Annotated in this window: 1 protein-coding gene; it reads right to left on the reverse strand. The window is 37.6% G+C overall.

Going from position 1 to position 603, the window contains the following annotated elements; all coding sequences use genetic code 11:
• Positions 1-603: hypothetical protein (locus tag D1841_RS18185; RefSeq protein ID WP_166554382.1), on the reverse strand; the 603-nt coding region annotated here is incomplete at both ends.

Here is a 603-nt window from a genome sequence, read left to right on the forward strand (position 1 = left end):
ATTTATCCGTTGCTTTGTTCAAAGCAGAAAGATTCGTGTTGTTTGATTCTAATGCAGTAGCAGCATAATCAGTTTTAATCAGACGTACGCCATCATTGATAACTTTTTCTAAATCTACAATCTCTTTTTCTGCATTCGGAATATTAGTAGAAGACTGCATCCATGTCTGGATTTTGCCATAAGTATCAACGGTTGTATCTAAGTTATTAATTAATTTAACGAGCTTTTCTAATGCAGCATCAACAGTTGCAGCGTTATAAATAGCCTTACCTGTAGTAGGACTATACTGGTTCTTTAAAGCAGCCGCATAGTCAGTAGCATATTTTACTAACAGGTTGACATTTACAAACTTGTCAGCAATCTTATAGAAGTTGTCTGGTTCACTAGTATTAGCAGAAGGAGCCAACGTAGCTAATGCAGTAGTTTTAGCTGTTGTGACAGCACTTTCTGCTTCCGCATCATTAATCTGACCAACATATAAAGCAACTACCTTCTGTACATTTGCAGTTAATGAACCTAATCTTGCGTTTGCTTCTGCAACCTCAGTAGCATTGCTTGCTGCTTCAGGATTCGCAACGATATTCTGCAGTCTTGCTCTTTCAG

Source organism: Neglectibacter sp. X4 (genome assembly GCF_009917365.1).
Lineage (GTDB): Bacteria > Bacillota > Clostridia > Oscillospirales > Acutalibacteraceae > Acutalibacter.